This is a genomic window from Undibacterium sp. Di24W, assembly GCF_049340325.1.
In the GTDB taxonomy this organism is placed as follows: Bacteria; Pseudomonadota; Gammaproteobacteria; order Burkholderiales; family Burkholderiaceae_D; genus Undibacterium.
The window spans coordinates 306484-322598 of record NZ_JBMPOP010000007.1; the positions used below are offsets into that span (position 1 = coordinate 306484).

Genomic DNA, 16115 nt, shown 5'->3' on the forward strand with positions numbered 1-16115 from the left:
CGACATAACAGGCGACCACTCATTTTTTGACTGGTTCTGTTTGACCAACACCGGAAGATTTATGCGGCGCAGCATAATAATTGATTCGTTCACGTGGATTGAGATAGTCAAACACTTCACTGGATAAAGTGCTTGGGCGCATACTTCCGGAGATATAAATATCTTCGCTTTCCTCCGATAAATCCAGGACGATTGCCTTGTCTTTTGGGGTATCTGCGTCATAGACCAAAACATTAGGACGCATGGATTCGCCAATGTTAATACTCACGACCAAGCCGATCGCACCATTTGATAACTGCACGATGGTCCCAGGTGGATAAATTCCCAGGCTTTTTACCATGGTAGCCATGATGGCACTATCAAACTGTGAACTCCGACGTAGGTACATACTAGAAATCGCTTCATGCGGTGTCAGTGACTGCTTGACATCAATGTGATTGCACAAGTTGTCATAGACATTGGCGATGGACACTATCCGCACCGGCATCGTAATAGAGTCTCCTTTCAAGCCTTTAGGGTAGCCAGAACCATCAAGAAATTCGTGATGATGATCAATCACATGTAACACCAATTTTGATAAGCCAGCCTTTTTGCCGATGTCGACGCCATACAAGGGATGCATTTCAAAGAAGTGTTGCTCGGCCTTATTCAATGGCTCCTTGCTGTTAGTAATTTTTTTGGGAATATTGATTTTGCCAAGATCATGAAACATTCCGGCCAAACCAACTTCTCTGATTTGAGCTGGGGTGCAATTCATTTCATGTGCCAGCGTCATCGCTAGGATAGAGACATTGAGCGAGTGGAAATAGACATCTTCTTTGATACCAGCTTGTTGGATCAAGTACATATAAGTGTAGTCTTGTTCGTCGAACACTTCTGCAATGCTATCGACCAGTTTGGCTGCTTCCTTCAACACCTGTTCAGGCTTAGAAAAGATTAAGTTATTAATGTCTTTCATGACGTTGGTAGCATTGACAAATTTTGCCTCAACTTTTGCCAATTCTTGTTTTTGTTGATCCATCCTTTTCGCACGGGCGAGTTTGGCGTCCTTGATGTCTCCAAAAATTGATGGTGTGTCATTCAGAGCTTGAGTGGTTCCAACTACGGTTGCAGCAACCTGAGCGCTACTTGTGTTTGGATCTGATTTTTCTATTTTTTCTGCCTTCACATCCGACTTGGAAGGAACGTAATCGATATGCGTTAGGCCCAATGCCTTTAGTTCATTCAACTCGCGTTGATTCACAATTTTGAACGCGTTCATAGAAAACGAATGTTCAAACCAATTGAGATTGAGTTTGATAAACATCCCAATTTTGACTTGGTTGATTTCGATGCGTTCTAAATCTTTTGGCATGATGGTCGTTTCGCTGGATGAAGTGACTGACAGACTAAATTACTATGTAGTCGCAAGATTGAGCATTGGTCTGATCAATGTAGGGTGCCAATGGGTCCTGCGAGCGTAAAACCGATCAAAAATCAACAAAGCGATAACAGTGCTTTCATATTAACTCAGTCTTTGTTTCTTCGCATTAGCCTCTGGTTAAAACGACGTTTGATAGTGCACCTAAGACCTCAAATTAAATCCTAAACACCTGGCGCGATTACTGTTTTTCAATTTTGGATCTCTACCCAAGGGATTTGAGCATGACGTGCACTTGGTGATCGAAGGCTAGGCTCACTCTTACACTCACAGCTAACGCTCTTCTAACGCTCTTTTCAGCGTTTGCGGTGCGACGCAAAGCTCTGTTTTAATCGAAGTACGATGCCTTTCTCAAAACAGAACAGGAGACTTTACAATAAAGCCGCTTATATCTAATCTAGGAAGGCCTCTGGCTTTATCTGCAAGGGAGGCCAATAGAAATTCTGTCACACATTAGCTAATACTCAACGAACGAAAGAGCTCGTATGTCAAATCAAAGAATTAGTTTAGTGATCTGCACTATCTGTTTGTCCCTACTGAATTTTGCAAATATCAAACCGGCTTGGTCACAGCAAGGAGCTAAAACCGACAATTCAATGGTGTATGCAAAAGGTAATAAACAAAGAATCAATGCTTTTATTGTCTTGCTACGCTTGCGTCACGACCTATTTCTACGCTGGAAAGACAGTGGTAAGTGGCCTGATGATAAAGAAGCGAATGCAGCGCTCGCAGCGCATGGCGAATATTGGGCCAAACAACTTGGCGAAGGAAAAGCAGTACTCGCAGGTGGCATGGAGGGAGATTATTGGGATAATGCAGCCGTCATCATTTTCGAAGCAGAATCGCTAGAACAAGCCCAACAAATTGCTAAGGCTGATCCCGCAGTAAAGTCTTACGTATTCCAAGCACAAGTCAGGCCTTTTGGCGTGAGTTTTATTACGAACAAATATGGCAAGAAGGAGTGACCCCTCGCTATTCGTCTTCTGTCTAAAGTGAAGTTAAGGACGCAAGCGTAATTCATTGCGTCCCACAACCTGTTTATACTCAGATTACTTGCATCTCTAGAGACGTTTTGACCTTAGATCGGGTGCGTGATCAAATTCCTTCTATGCCCATTCTTTTCGTTAATCAATTGAGCCCTGTTTACGACGCGATAAATTTCTCCGCTTGCTCTACCGCTATGGATGAGTGCGAGTAACAATAACTACCTCATGACACTCTTACCCTGTAGTGAATGGGTAAACGATTGAATGGCACCCAAATGCGATCGATGAAGCTTTTATTGGTGCCTTCAATGGCCTCCGTACGGCGATCTGCCAGCCACATTCCACAGCACATCATGACAACAAATGTCCCGCCCTTAGTGATCCCCATTCCCAATAAAACAATACTTGGGCCCGGACAGATTCCTGCGATTCCCCAACCAATTCCGAACAATAAACTACCAATATTGAACGCTATAAGCATTCCGACTTTTTGCAGCAATCAATCCTATCATCGCGCCAGCAAGTATGCCAGTGACGCCGGCAATTCCACCGATTCCCGCCATCAAAACGATAGCAGCCAAACCGATAAGTAAGCCACCGCCAATTGCGGTGAAAGGCGTAAATTTTTCCCATGCGATATACATCGTTTGCCCTCCGAAAAATACTAGTCTAATTCGATTTTGAAAACGATACGAGGATGCGAATTCTGTAGTTCATCGTCTACGACCATCGTGAATCTTGATGGAAAGATTCCGAACAAAAGACATCCTGCTTGGCGAGTGTTGACGGCATTTCTTTTGCCGCACAATAAGCGTTGAACTTAGCAAAAAAGTATATATCGAAACCCTAAAAATCTAGAAAACCCTTATAGAGGTATTCAATAAAATGGGGCATCAATTACAGATGGCAGAAATGCCCTACCGTCTACTATGTGAATACCGACCGACTGTCGGAAAGCAAAAACAATTTACATCTCTTTCCAAGCTAAGGTCTTCAAAAACCCAAAAACAACAGCACATCGTTTGACCTACCTATCAGCTTCAATTATCCTAAACACATAAAATGACATGGAGCAATACCATTATCATGAATGAAACCACTGATCACTGATCACTTGTTCATTTCAAACCGACTTTGGCAATATAAAATGATACGAAAAAAGCACTTTAACACCACAGTTTTCCTCATGTGGATTGTGCTTGCTTCCGCTTTCTCTAGTGCATCCGAAGCTCAAACAAAACCGAGTTCCATTACCATCACGACAGAATACCTTTATCCTCTGAATGCTTCTGATAAAGAAGGCGACGCTATCTATGGTCAATCTGCCGATAAGGTGCACGAGTTATTCAAACGTAGTCAAATTCCCTATCAGATAAAAATGATGAGCTGGAACCGGGCTTTCGAGTTGGCACGGAATAATTCTGATACTTGCGTATTTTCAACGGCACGGATAAAAGAACGCGAATCCTGGTTCCATTGGATAGGACCGATCGCCACTGGTAATTGGGCGGTTTTTGGGAGCCCCGATAAGCTTGGAAAAATCACTCGACTTGAGGACATCAAACGATCAAGTATTGGAACGGAAGTTGGTAATGTATCGGTACCCTACCTCTCTGGAAAAGGCTTTCGTATGGTAACTTCTATCGAAACTGCGACTACCTTTAAGAACGTAGCGTGGGGTCGAATTGACTATGCAACAGCTGGAGACATACATGGTAAAAAAATTATCATGGACAATCATCTGGAAGACAAAGTCATTTGGCTATTTAATTACCAAACTTCGGATTATTACTTAGCCTGCAATTTAAAAATGAATGTAGAGACGATATCGCAGTTGAATTTGAAACTACGAGATATGAAAGCAGATGGGACGTTCAAAAATATCGACAATAAATATAAATGATAAATACAAATATTTATTACCGTCGTCTCAGCACAAATGGTGTCACAAGACCCATCGCGTCTTGCCATGACGTAGTTTAAAACCCGTAAAAATCCCAATCACACAAAGTGCGCACGCACATTGATCAGCATTCCTGCACCAGCATCTGCTGGCGCGAAACATCTTCTTCTTAGCATCGTAATCTTACTGACATGATGTTGAGGGCGCGCTCATGTCGCATTCGCTTCACTAATTTTTCAAAAGATCGATACAAGCGCTTTCCCATCAAACCGATTTATCCTTGAATTCGACAAACTGAAGGCGGTATCGAAAAACGAGGTTTGAGTGCCTCATTTATTAAAAAGCTTAAAAATTGGGCGTTTCAGGACGACTTGACTAGGACTTTATCGGGATGCAACCAATTCGGATGTGCACGCATACGATCCAACCATGCTTGAATGTGCGGGTAATGATGCTCATGAATTCCTACATGATCTAGCCAAAATAAATACGCTGAGCAGCTAATGTCGGCGATAGTCATTTGATTACCCACCAAATAGTCTCGACCAGCTAAAAATTTTTCTAGACACATTAAGTCACTGCCCATGCGCTCACTTAGGTAGTTCAAAACGATAGGTGGCTGTTTATCAAAATGTAGAGAGGAACGCAGGTTAGGCAGGCTAGAGCCAATACGATCACTCTCCCAACACAACCATTCAAGAATTTGCTGCCATTCTTGCGGTGTTTTTCCGCAAAAACGACGCGTCTTCTGTGATAAATAAATCAATATTGCATTTGATTGGCAGTAAGATTGATCTTGATAGACTAAGACGGGTACTTCGCCAAATTGACTCGCTTGTATAAAGTCGGCTGGTCGCTGATTCTTAGGTAAAGATAAGTCGATCCAGCAATATTCATGCGGCAGACCGCCGAGCAATAAAAAATTACGTACTTTGTAGGAGTGACCCGAGTCAGTATTGCCATAGAGCTTAATCATAGAAATCCTTAAGTCAAATCGTCACTCTCCTATTGTAATCATTTGTGCCGTTTGGGTGTGGCGAAAACTCAGTACACTATCTAAAGATCAAGTGTGAAGTGTCGACACTATGACAAAGTGAACAAGTCCAGAACAGTAGTTGACCGCCTTCGTTGCTTGAACTATTCTTGGATCTATTACAGCATTTTATTTTGTGATATCCGTATTCGACCTTTGCTTGGTCATTGTTTAGCCATTGCTTAAGCGATATTTAGCGCGTCTTCTTATCGCTACTTAACGCACAATTAGTTTTTCTAACTTGAGATTGACATCGCTCTTGAAAACTCCATTACTCAGTTTGTGTTTTTTGCTGTCGTCAACATTGTGCGGTTTAAGCACAGCGCAAACGAAACAAGACACAATCATTGTTACGACTGAACATTACTATCCTTTCAGTATTTCTGACAAAGATGGTGCGGTCTATGGTGCGTCGGCTGACAAAATTCATGAATTATTCAAACGAAGCAAACTCGTATATCAAATGAATATGATGAGCTGGAACAGAGCATTTGAATTGGCGCGTAACAATGCTGATACTTGTGTCTTTTCCACGTCACGAACCAAAGAGAGAGAATCGTCTTTTCATTGGATAGGACCAATTATTACAGGCAATTGGGCGGTCTTCGGAAGTCCTGACAAATTAAACAAAGTGACCAATCTCAGAGACATTAAACAATCAAGTATTGGAACCGAGGAAGGACAAGTAGCACTCTCTTACCTGGCTGACAAGGGCTTCAAGATGGTGACATCAACGGAATCCGTCACGACATTCAAGAATGTCGCCTTCGGCCGGATCGACTATGCGACCGCTGCAGATACCCACGGCAAAAAGATCATCGCAGAAAACAATCTCAAAGATAAAGTCGTATGGTTGTTCAATTATTCAAGCTCCGATTACTACTTGGCCTGTAATCCTAAGATGTCCAACCGAACTATCGGATTGCTCAAAAAAAATTTACGCGAAATGAAGGCCGATGGTAGTTTCAAGAGTATCGAGAATAAGTACTAGGGCATTCTGGGTGTGCGCAGTACGATCAAGTTCTTTTCTATTTCATACCTTGTTTCAAAGAACTCGTTAAAGTCCACATCACACAAAATGCACGCGCACAATATTCAACATTTCTGCGTAAAAATCTGATTGAGCATCAGATCTCAATCTTACTTACTTTACTTAGTGGACGCGATCACGCCGCATTCACTTCACCCATTTTTTTAAGAAAATCAATGCAAGAACTCTCCCAACAAATCGATTTCATCCTCGAACTCGACAAACTCAAAGCGGTATATCGTAAAGCGCTGATCAAGACGGATAACAATCGCTACGAAAATAGTGCTGAGCATAGCTGGCATATTTCGTTGACGGCACATGTCTTGGCGCCTTATGCGAATGAAGCAGTCGACATCTCTCGCGTAAGCTTGATGTTGTTGATTCACGATATTGTGGAGATAGACGCGGGCGATACTTTCGCGTTTGATCATCATTCTGTACTAGGTGAACAAGCAGGCAAGGAGATCGCTGCAGCTGATCGTATTTTTGGTCTGCTGCCAGAATCACAGCGACACAAAATTGCCTCGCTTTGGCATGAATTTGAACAAGCCGAGACACCCGATGCGCAGTTTGCGAAAGCCATAGATCGCATACTTCCGTTAATTCAAAACATGCAAAACGAAGGCGGTAGCTGGGCGCAAAACAAAGTATTCAAGCATCAAGTGATACAACGCAATCAATACCTAGCAACGTCAGCCCCGAAACTTTGGAACTACGCATTAGCGCAAATTGATATCGCTACTGATAAAGGTTGGCTGAGAACGGAATAAAATACACGAGTGATTTGCGTCTAATGGAAATAGAGTCGTTTCTTGACACATCAGGTTTCGCCAGACAACCACCGGTTAAAATAAACTGATCTATTAAAAAACTAATTATTTGCACTAGCTCCGTCCCAGTATGAAAGCCCTTGCAAAAAGACAAATCAAAAAATTAGACTAGCTCTGTCCTCATTCGAATTATTGTTTAGCCTCACTTCAGGCGACAATGGTCACCATTTAACAACATAGAAAACACACGAAGCCTTACAGCGGAAGTTACAAGCGGACAGGCAAAAAACACTAGTCCTTCACTCATACCCTCTATTGCTTCATTCGTCAGATCATGATTTTTCCTTTTGGTAGTTGCGACGATACTTTGGCCTACGCTCACTAGCGTCACTGTTACACAAATCGTTGCATAAGCATTCAAACCTTATATAGGAGCAAACACAAATGAATACGAGTATTCCCTTAGAAAGCAAACGTGAACGACTGTTTCGCCTAGGCTATATATTATTTGGGATAGATCTCCCTAGTCAAAACCAATCCACATCTCCACAATGGCTAAGTCAAAGCCTGTTGCGGATTGCGCTGGCGCTCATGTTTGCCTTAGGCTGCACTTATCTTATTTCTAGCTTAGGTGACTTTGTTAGTGGCTTTATCGAAGGCTGGAATTGGGCTGGAAACGACGACGATACAAAATTTGAGTCATGGCGTATGTCTCAACAATTGCTGCTTAGCCTATTAGCGATAGCATGGTTCCTGTCACACAATTTCTTGCTAAAACGAGCGATTGCCCAGACAATTGCCCGCCATGATGCAGAACGTGAACGAGCGAATCAATTAGAGATTACGAGTACTTTACAATTGCTCAAAGCGCAAATTGAACCACATTTTTTGTTCAACACCTTAGGACTAGTTCAACATTTAGCTGAACCCACGGCGCCACAAGCAGCGGCATTAACTGCAGACCTGATTCAATTTTTACGGGCAACGCTAGAAAGCCTACGGGCCGACACGATTTCACTCCAAGATGATTGCAAAACTTGTGAGGCTTATCTCAAAATTATGCAGAAACGTCTACCTCGCAGACTAAGCTATGAGATTGATTGTCCACCTGAGTTACAAAGATTTCGCCTTCCCTCTGCACTTTTGCTTACCTTAGTCGAAAATGCAATTAAACATGGTATCGAACCAGCGATCGATGGCGGTCATATACGCATCGCAGCAAATCGAGTCAACGAACATGTGATAATTACTGTGAGCGACACAGGCGTAGGATTTGGTGAGCAAATCGGGCACGGTTTGGGACTAGATCATATTCGTAATCGCCTGTCTCTTACCTATCCAGACAAGGCAAAACTGGAGCTCGAAGAAAATGAAACTCGTGGTGTCATTGCCCGCTTAGTACTCCCGGTGTAACTCGGACTCATCAATACAACAATAAACGCTATGACTGAACTACCCCACCCCGCCATCAAAATCCTGATAGCTGAAGATGAAGACATGATGCGCGAGCGTCTAATATCCCAATTAAAACAATGCTACCCACAGGCGCAAATCGTCGCCATTGCGGAAAACGGTAATGATGCTTGGGACCTTTGGCTAGAACACGAACCAGATGTCGTGTTTCTTGACATACAAATGCCGGGAATGAGCGGGCTCGCTGTCGCAGAGCGCATTCGCGGACGCTCACACATTGTGTTTGTCACTGCATATGATCAACATGCACTGCAAGCCTTTGAACATGCAGCCTTAGATTACCTGCTCAAACCAGTCACTTTGGAACGATTGGAACAAACCGTCAAACGTTTAATCGACAGATTCAACACCTCAGGCAAGGCGACAACGCAATCGTCGGGAAATAGCGAACGCGACCTGCATGCAGCCGCTCTCAATTCGATCGCCAACGTCAACGAGAAGAAAACTGCTCCGAAGTGGATTAGAGCCAGTGTCGGCAAACAAATTCGCCTGATTCACTTGAGCGATATCTTGTTCTTACAATCGGATACCAAGTACACGCGAGTCGTGACAAAAGAAGTAGAAGCCTATATTCGTACACCGCTCAAAGATTTGGTCGATATGCTAGACCCAGAAATTTTTTGGCAAATTCACCGTGGTACGATCGTCAATGCGCATGCCATCGAAGCTGCGGAGAAGATCGACAGCGAACGATTACAAGTTTGTCTTAAAGACTGCGCCGAGCGATTGACGGTGAGCCGAAGTTTCGGCTACCTATTTAAAGAATCGACTTAACGCTTGATAATCGATGCTTATCTTAAGCACATAAGGTAAGCGTCTAAGTTTGGATCACGCGATTCGCCGAAAAAAACCAATGATTTGAACCTTAACAAAGTTGACGTCAATCACTACGAAAATAGTGCAGGTCATGGTTGGCAAGCGATTACTCAGGCGAAGTTTTTCCAAATTCTATTGCCTCTTTTTTCAACCACGCTTCGAATGCCTGTAAGGCTTGGTTTTTTTTCAGATCTTTTGGTGTTACCAAATAGTAGTTGTAATCAGAAGCTGCGATCAGGTCAAACAGGCGGACCAGATTGCCTGCCGCAATTTCACCAGCGACCAAACTATGACGCGCAACCGCTATACCCTGCCCTGCCTTGGCTGCCGTTAACATCAGATTGCTGTCGCTGTGATGGGTTTCGTGTTTAAAAAGACTAATATCGACACCAGCTAGCTGACTCCAGTTTTGCCACTCGCGGCCATTTTCCACAGATAAGATGCGGTAGTTTCCCAATTGACTAGGATAGTCAGGAAATTTTCCGGCATTAAAATCCGGGCTACAAACAGGATAAAGTTGATCCTCCAACAGTTTCTCGGCGTTGTAATCATCCCATTTGCCCAAACCAAAACGTATTGCGATATCGGTCTTGGTCTTATCCAAATTCACTAAACCAATAGCCGCTTGAATATGAATGGCTAAATCAGGATAGGCCGCCTGGAATTTACCAAGGCGCGGCAGTAACCAAAATGTTGCGAACGATTGTAAAGTCGCGACACGGATAGCCGGTACGCGCTTCTCTGTTTTGACCTGTGCCAAAGCGCGAGTGATTTGGCGTAAAGCCGGCTGTATTTGCTTGAGTAATTGCACGCCTTCGGCAGTCAATTGCATTTGGCGACCTTTACGCTCAAACAAGGCGACACCCAGCGATTCTTCTAATAAACGCATTTGCTGACTGATAGCACTGTGCGTAATATGCAATTCGGCAGCCGCCAAGGAATAACTTTTATGGCGCGCCGCGACTTCAAAGGTAGCGAGGGAATTGAGAGAAGTTGGTAACATCCTGTATTGTTAGTTTTTCTTACAGTGACTGTCAATAAGTATCGTTCGCTTTTTTCGATCGTGGAGACTAGCATGCTGCTTTGATATTCCTCTCTCGTTAGCCCTATTCCTACCTTAACAAAGAAACTGCCATGTCTACCTCCAATCTGATTCGACTTTTGCTGCTAGCGCTAATCTGGGGCACCAGCTTTATGTTAATGCGCATAGCGTCTCCCGTGTTTGGTCCTTTTTTAACCACATTTGGCCGAGCCAGCTTGGGTGCCTTAGCGATTTATCTTTTCGCACGTCATCGCGGTATTGAATTTCATTGGAAAAAAAATGCCAAAACTTATTTAATCATTGGTCTTGGTAACACAGCTATTCCTTTTAGTTTGTTTGCCTGGTCAGCTTTACACATTCCATCAGCATACATGGCAACCATGAATTCTCTCGCGCCAATATTTACGGCAGTCTTTGGTTTCATCATGCTAGGCGAACGATTAAGTTGGTTGCGTATTGGGGCATTTATCATGGGTCTATTTGGCGTAGCGGTGTTGGTCGGTATTGGCCCAGTTGCCGTAACGCCGCTTGTGATAGCAGGTGTTTTGGCGGGCATGGGCGCATCGGTAAATTATGGCTTTGCAGCGACCTACACGCGTATGTATGCCAAAGAGATCCCTTCGCTGGCGACAGCAGCAGGCAGCCAGTTTGCCGCTGCACTCGCGCTCCTGCCTTTTGCGCTACCTTCTGTCCCGCACGCTATTGAATACGGTACATCGAGCGCACTACTGTCCGTCGTGATCTTGGGCATCGTCTGTACGGGTATAGCGTATGCCCTGTTCTTCCATTTGATCTCAACTGAGGGCGCGAGCAAAGCAGTGACAGTCACATTCCTGATTCCCGCTACCGCGTCTGTCTGGGCATGGCTATTACTGGATGAGCCGATCACACCAGGCATCATCACGGGTATTCTGATCGTCTTAATGGCGACGGCGATGTCCTTAGGCGTATTGAAAAAACCTGCGTTTTTGAACCGGGCATTGAGTCGATAAATTCAGTTCATAAACCGAATACAAGGAGGGGATGCATTTTTGCATCCCCTTATTTTTTCAACTCGAGCCTTGACTTATGATGTACCTTGTCTAATTTCGCACCTCGAGCGCACGTATATTTAAGAATTGGATTTTTTGTCGGTGATGTTAAACTTATTGAAAATCAAGCTACAAAAGGAGAATAGCGCATGAATATCACCGTCGAAACAACCGTCAAGGCCCCTATAGCAAAAGTCTGGTCGCTCTACAATACTCCTGAGGCGATTAAGCAGTGGAATGCGGCATCAGATGACTGGCACACAACGGCATCTACCGTAGACTTGCGTGAAGGCGGTACTTTTTCTTCTCGTATGGAAGCTAAAGATGGCAGCATGGGATTCGATTTTGCCGGCACGTTCACCAAAATAGTCGAGCACGAATTAATCGAATATAGCTTCGGCGATCGCAAGGCGACGATAAACTTTTCGAACACGCCTGCAGGCGTAAAAGTGACAGTCGCTTTTGATGCTGAAAGCACTTCTTCCATTGAACAGCAGCAGCAAGGTTGGCAAGCGATTTTGAATCGTTTTACTCGTTACGTAGAGACTGCTCAATAAATTTACGACCGGTGTTTTATTGACTGTTTGTCGTATCCATACCGTGCTATCAATATTTGATGAGAAGGACAATGCGATGGCAGGACTCTTTGAAATGACACTTGGAGGTATACCTGGTAGCGATTTGGCAGTAGCCGTTTTCAGGGCTGTATTTTTACGTAGAAATAAGATAGCCAAGTCCAAAATCAAGGTGCATCAAAAAGTAAGCCTTTTTTTGCCAGAATCATAGTCTTACCGCGATGAGAAAGCCTCCTTCTCGCCTAAAAATTAAGAGAACCATAGAGTCCCCCCAATGTCATTCACCCTACAGCCACTGAGCTATCAACAATTGCTGATACTCGCCGCGTCGCAGATGCCAACAGAATTTGCCTCACGTGCAGCGGTAGGTGCACTACCTCCCGACTTCGTTGCCGTTCGTGCGCTCACTCAATTACAAGCGGGAAAATCGGCTTTCTGGTGCAGTACCTTCGTTATTACGAGAAATGCTGACCAAGTCATCGTGGGTAGCTGCGGATTCAAGCATGAACCTCAAGCTGGCAGGGTCGAAATTGGCTACAGTATTTCGTCGGACTTCAGGCGTCAGGGTATCGCCAGCGCCATGCTAACTGCTTTACTAGAACTCGCCTTCGCGCATGGTGCGACTGAGGTCCTGGCAGAAATTTTACCTACCAATACCGCATCCATCGCAACCGTAAAGAAAGCGGGATTCAAGAATATTGGCACTCGCATCGACGATGACAATGAAACCGTGCAGCAATGGATTGCGATCAAGCAAGCAAAATGAAGGACAAAAATGGCACATCTTCAGTTACGTGCGAATTGAAGACGCTCTGAGCCTAGAAAATTTCAACACAAACTAGTTGGTTTGCGAAGACAAAAAAACTGCAATTGCAAACAGATGCGTGGTCGTTTCGGTGAAAGCATTTACCCTCAGCCATATCAATTCAACGCATCTGTATGCAATAAACGATCCTCTATTTAAGCTTAGCATCAAACTCCGCCACTGCCCCCAAGATGTCCAGACATGTCACGTCCATCATATTGCTACTATAAAGAGCCGTGGGATGTTTTAGTGTGACGTTGCGAAAAACCGTAGGACATTGTTGCTTAAAAATCGTCAAGGCTGCGTCGAATTGAACGTCGGTAAACTTCATCCCAAATCGTTCCTCCATATCACCAAAAACTGCAGCGACATCAGCGCAAGCAACATTAGAAAAATTAACGTTGACGTTCATATCAGGCTGACGTAATTTAACTTTGGCTGTACTACCAGGACATGCACTTTCTGCGTTTTGCAGGAGCTGCTTGAGCGGCAAATTCTTCCCACTCAAATTGACTGTATCGCTATTACCGATTTGTATCCACGAATACGCTGCAGTCGTGATTCCCATACTTAAGAGCAGTGCCGCGCTGATCGTTCTATGAACGCGGTTCGCATAGTTTTTTTCTGTTGAAAACAGTCTTTGTATTCTAGGCAGTAACATATTTTTCCTTCCAGTAAAGGCAGTGGTGGTGGTTAAGAAATGCGTGTGCATTTCAGCAAATTGTTGTAAGGTTTTGGCGTACAACAGCGGATTACTACATATGCCAACGGCGATGTCGTCGCAGGCATTTTCGCGTTCCTGATCAAGCTTGGCGCTGATCCAGAATACAAAAGGGTTAAAGAAGTAAAGTGCTTTCAATACGCTCTGCAAATTCGCCAGCAGTACGTCAAGACGCTTTATATGCGCTAGCTCATGCAGGACAATGACCTCAATTTGTTGTGGACTCATACCAAGCAGAAGACTGGCTGGCAACAAAACGACTGGTTTGAAATAGCCCAGAACACACGGCACAGTGTTTTTTTCAGACAAGCGAAAACGGACAATTCTGCGCAACCCTATACTGTCAGCCAAGCTTAGAAATTGATTCTCCCAATGATCCGGCAACATTGTCATTTTGCGCTTTATGTGTCGCTGATCGAAAAACCAGTTCCAAGTATTCTTGCCGCCAATCAGTATGAAACCAAGGCTCCAGCAAAACACGATTTGCGATAAGTACTGATTCACATAGCTGCTAAAAAAGGCCACCAAATTAGTCTCTGGCGCGATGGGTATGTAAGTTGCCACTCTGCCCTGCGTGCTGAAACTCAGAGTCAACACGCTCTTTTGAAAGTAAGAAAAAAAAGTCGCTACATTGAGCGCAAAACAGGAAAAGATGCCCAAGGCATAAATCTTATAGCGCAGAGCAGCCTGGCTTTTTTTTGTGAGCCCGATGAACGCTACTAAGCACAAACTGACTAAACCAGCTTGCCACAGGGAATGCACCAGACTCCAGGTCAAAGCATGCAATGCGTCTACCCCAAAGAGGTCGGACAACACAACAAATCTAGAGGAATCAATTAAAGGCTGACTCATTTCTCAGACTCAATCTTTTGTAAATAGGCTTTGATCTCAGCTAGCTCTTGTTTGCTCACTTTTTTGTCTTCAAACAAGCGCATCACCATGCTTGATTTTGATCCGCCAAACGCGGTTTGTAACAGTCGATCAACCAATGACATCTGCGTTTCATGTTGCTGCTCAAGCGGAAAATAAATATGACTCTTTCCATCCTTTTTGCGTCCCAACAGCCCTTTTTGTTCCATGATTTGCATGGTTTTTAAGGTCGTGGTGTAACCGACGGGTCGTAACTTACACAGCTCATCATTGACGGCCTGAATTTTGCTCTCACCAAGGCGCCACAGGATGGCGAGGATTTCTAGTTCTGATTGCGTGGGGTTTGCCATTGCTCTAGTCTCATTTTCTATCAAATCATTTTCCAAATTGGTCTCACCGACCCAATTACGAAAGCCTCCGTAACAAATAACAATATATACGAAGATCTTCGTAGATTCAATTGAAATTTGATTTTAGGATTTAAATGACAACATCGGTCAGTCACAAAACATGAATTGAAGCAGAAACACCCTGCATCTCCGTCCTTTGTTTCCACCAAGAAATCCGATAATCCTTACATCGGCGCATTTATTTACTATATTTAATAGCATTGGTACGCTGAATAGACTACCGACTCGCTGGATACTAGGATTTGCACGAAAACAGACCCTAAGCCTTCGACCTCACACCCTATTAAGAAGGAACACCATGTTAATCGAACGCGAAGCTGAGAGCTGTTACTTAGGCCAATTTATCCCGCTGCAATATCATCACAATATGTTGATGGATGCGAATCGCATGGACAATTTCAAAGCTGCGATACAACGACAAGTACTTGAAGGCGCCAAAGTATTGGAACTCGGCGGAGGCACGGGCGTTTTATCTTGGTTTGCGGCGCAGGCAGCATCTAAGGTCTATTGCGTGGAATTTAATCCAGACATGGTCGCCGAAGCACGTCGCCTATTAGCAATGAACCAATACGGTGATCGGGTTGAAGTTATCCATGCGGATGCGTTTGAATATTTGCCGCCGGAACCTGTGGATTTTGTGATTTGCGAAATGATCCATGTCGCCATGCTGCGCGAAAAACAAGTCGAAGTCATCGAGAATTTTAAGCAACGTTATGCAGAAAAGTTTCCTGGACAAATGCCAGTCTTCATTCCAGAAGCCGTGGTTATGGCAGTGCAACCACTCCAACAGCGCTATGATTTTTCGGGTTATCAAGCACCGATTATTCAGTTTCAATTGCCGGGGGCTTTTACCTCTGACACAGTGGAATTGGCGCAACCAGCGCTGTACAAAGTCATCGACTTTACTCAGGCCAATGACTTATTGATCGAATGGGAAGGTCAATTCACGATAGAAACAGCTGGCCAATTAAGTGCATTGCGCTTCGTCACCAAAAATATTTTGGCGATCGTCATGGAAAACAATTCGACAATAGACTGGCTTAATCATTACATGGCATTGCCTATCCCAGACCCAATCGACGTCGTCGCCGGTGATATCGTGCAGGTGAGTTTTCAATATCGCGCCGGCGGTTCCATTGAATCACTGCAAAATGCGATGCGCGTTACTTTAAAATCTTCAGCGAAATTACGTTCTAAACATTTATCGCTAGCCATCGGCTAAAAAAAATA

General features: G+C 44.1%; 17 protein-coding genes. 10 read left to right on the forward strand and 7 right to left on the reverse strand.

Annotated features, from left to right (window positions below; translation table 11 throughout):
- Positions 1 to 19: 19 nt before the first annotated feature.
- Complete coding sequence (locus tag ACO0KZ_RS16495; protein WP_422997171.1) at positions 20 to 1354, reverse strand: HD-GYP domain-containing protein; 1335 nt, start codon at positions 1352 to 1354, stop codon at positions 20 to 22.
- 551 nt (positions 1355 to 1905) lie between these two features.
- On the opposite strand from ACO0KZ_RS16495, the gene ACO0KZ_RS16500 reads away from it, so the two are divergent.
- Positions 1906 to 2385: a YciI family protein gene (locus ACO0KZ_RS16500; RefSeq protein ID WP_422997173.1), complete on the forward strand. Its 480-nt coding sequence runs from the start codon at positions 1906 to 1908 to the stop codon at positions 2383 to 2385.
- A gap of 244 nt (positions 2386 to 2629) precedes the next feature.
- On the opposite strand, the gene ACO0KZ_RS16505 is transcribed toward ACO0KZ_RS16500, so the two are convergent.
- Complete coding sequence (locus ACO0KZ_RS16505; protein WP_422997175.1) at positions 2630 to 2887, reverse strand: DUF6691 family protein; 258 nt, start codon at positions 2885 to 2887, stop codon at positions 2630 to 2632.
- Positions 2862 to 3050 (reverse strand): hypothetical protein, encoded by a 189-nt coding sequence (locus ACO0KZ_RS16510; protein WP_422997177.1) that lies wholly within the window; start codon positions 3048 to 3050, stop codon positions 2862 to 2864. The genes ACO0KZ_RS16505 and ACO0KZ_RS16510 overlap by 26 nt, the downstream gene beginning before the upstream one ends.
- A gap of 503 nt (positions 3051 to 3553) precedes the next feature.
- On the opposite strand from ACO0KZ_RS16510, the gene ACO0KZ_RS16515 reads away from it, so the two are divergent.
- Positions 3554 to 4309, forward strand: coding sequence for a substrate-binding periplasmic protein (locus ACO0KZ_RS16515; RefSeq protein WP_422997179.1), 756 nt, complete (start codon positions 3554 to 3556; stop codon positions 4307 to 4309).
- A 361-nt stretch (positions 4310 to 4670) separates the two neighbouring features.
- Here the strand turns inward: ACO0KZ_RS16515 and ACO0KZ_RS16520 are convergent, their stop codons facing one another.
- The gene (locus ACO0KZ_RS16520; protein WP_422997181.1) at positions 4671 to 5285 is read right to left on the reverse strand and encodes a glutathione S-transferase family protein; all 615 of its coding nucleotides are present in this window, start codon (positions 5283 to 5285) and stop codon (positions 4671 to 4673) included.
- Positions 5286 to 5601: 316 nt separating this feature from the next.
- Between ACO0KZ_RS16520 and ACO0KZ_RS16525 the strand changes: the two genes are divergently transcribed.
- The 4 genes from ACO0KZ_RS16525 to ACO0KZ_RS16540 all read left to right on the forward strand — a co-directional run bounded on the left by ACO0KZ_RS16525 (position 5602) and on the right by ACO0KZ_RS16540 (position 9389).
- Positions 5602 to 6333, forward strand: coding sequence for a substrate-binding periplasmic protein (locus tag ACO0KZ_RS16525; RefSeq protein ID WP_422997183.1), 732 nt, complete (start codon positions 5602 to 5604; stop codon positions 6331 to 6333).
- Positions 6334 to 6548: 215 nt separating this feature from the next.
- A complete protein-coding gene (locus tag ACO0KZ_RS16530) occupies positions 6549 to 7142 on the forward strand; it encodes an HD domain-containing protein (RefSeq protein WP_422997185.1) in 594 nt (197 codons plus the stop codon).
- Between the two features lie 444 nt (positions 7143 to 7586).
- Positions 7587 to 8555, forward strand: a complete 969-nt coding sequence (locus ACO0KZ_RS16535) for a sensor histidine kinase (protein WP_422997187.1) — start codon at positions 7587 to 7589, stop codon at positions 8553 to 8555.
- Between the two features lie 30 nt (positions 8556 to 8585).
- Complete coding sequence (locus tag ACO0KZ_RS16540) at positions 8586 to 9389, forward strand: LytR/AlgR family response regulator transcription factor (protein WP_422997189.1); 804 nt, start codon at positions 8586 to 8588, stop codon at positions 9387 to 9389.
- A 148-nt stretch (positions 9390 to 9537) separates the two neighbouring features.
- Here the strand turns inward: ACO0KZ_RS16540 and gcvA are convergent, their stop codons facing one another.
- Positions 9538 to 10434, reverse strand: a complete 897-nt coding sequence (gene gcvA, locus ACO0KZ_RS16545; RefSeq protein WP_422997191.1) for a transcriptional regulator GcvA — start codon at positions 10432 to 10434, stop codon at positions 9538 to 9540.
- A 131-nt stretch (positions 10435 to 10565) separates the two neighbouring features.
- Between gcvA and ACO0KZ_RS16550 the strand changes: the two genes are divergently transcribed.
- From ACO0KZ_RS16550 to ACO0KZ_RS16560, 3 genes are all read left to right on the forward strand, one after another.
- A complete protein-coding gene (locus ACO0KZ_RS16550; RefSeq protein WP_422997193.1) occupies positions 10566 to 11465 on the forward strand; it encodes a DMT family transporter in 900 nt (299 codons plus the stop codon).
- A gap of 188 nt (positions 11466 to 11653) precedes the next feature.
- Entirely contained in the window at positions 11654 to 12061 is a 408-nt protein-coding gene (locus tag ACO0KZ_RS16555) for an SRPBCC family protein (protein WP_422997195.1), read from the forward strand.
- Between the two features lie 292 nt (positions 12062 to 12353).
- The gene (locus ACO0KZ_RS16560; protein ID WP_422997197.1) at positions 12354 to 12845 is read left to right on the forward strand and encodes a GNAT family N-acetyltransferase; all 492 of its coding nucleotides are present in this window, start codon (positions 12354 to 12356) and stop codon (positions 12843 to 12845) included.
- 190 nt (positions 12846 to 13035) lie between these two features.
- On the opposite strand, the gene ACO0KZ_RS16565 is transcribed toward ACO0KZ_RS16560, so the two are convergent.
- Together ACO0KZ_RS16565 and ACO0KZ_RS16570 are read right to left on the reverse strand one after the other, a co-directional pair.
- A complete protein-coding gene (locus tag ACO0KZ_RS16565) occupies positions 13036 to 14457 on the reverse strand; it encodes a M56 family metallopeptidase (RefSeq protein ID WP_422997199.1) in 1422 nt (473 codons plus the stop codon).
- Positions 14454 to 14825: a BlaI/MecI/CopY family transcriptional regulator gene (locus tag ACO0KZ_RS16570; protein ID WP_422997201.1), complete on the reverse strand. Its 372-nt coding sequence runs from the start codon at positions 14823 to 14825 to the stop codon at positions 14454 to 14456. The genes ACO0KZ_RS16565 and ACO0KZ_RS16570 overlap by 4 nt, the downstream gene beginning before the upstream one ends.
- A 358-nt stretch (positions 14826 to 15183) precedes the next feature.
- Between ACO0KZ_RS16570 and ACO0KZ_RS16575 the strand changes: the two genes are divergently transcribed.
- Positions 15184 to 16107 carry a methyltransferase domain-containing protein gene (locus tag ACO0KZ_RS16575; protein WP_422997203.1) on the forward strand — a complete coding sequence of 308 codons (924 nt, stop codon included), beginning with the start codon at positions 15184 to 15186 and terminating at the stop codon, positions 16105 to 16107.
- Positions 16108 to 16115 lie beyond the last annotated feature (8 nt).